Annotated in this window: 1 protein-coding gene; it reads right to left on the bottom strand. The window is 66.5% G+C overall.

Annotated features, from left to right (window positions below; genetic code table 11):
- Window positions 1-200: hypothetical protein (locus SB764_RS44595; protein WP_410867386.1), on the bottom strand; the 200-nt coding region annotated here is incomplete at its 3' end.
- Window positions 201-236: the final 36 nt, after the last annotated feature.

The raw sequence follows: 236 nt of genomic DNA, 5'->3' as shown, positions 1-236 counted from the left end.
ACCGCCGTCGAGCCGCTGAGTTGCGTGAGAAGGCGGACCAAGAAGCCATAGGCGCCCACCAGGCCAAAGCTGAATCCGCCCAAGCCGAAGCCGCTGCGCTGCAGGCCGAGGTGGAAGCGAATCGTCTTCGCCGCGATGCCGAGCAGCACGCCCAAAAGGCTGACGAGGCCCACGGGCGGGTGGAAGAACATCTTCGCCACGCCGAGAAGCTCGATCCCAACGCCGGCAGGGACTCC

The organism is Paraburkholderia sp. SIMBA_027 (genome assembly GCF_046535315.1).
Lineage (GTDB): Bacteria > Pseudomonadota > Gammaproteobacteria > Burkholderiales > Burkholderiaceae > Paraburkholderia > Paraburkholderia tropica.
The sequence above is the reverse complement of the archived record's forward strand: the minus strand, read 5'-3'. Positions and strand labels throughout refer to the sequence as shown.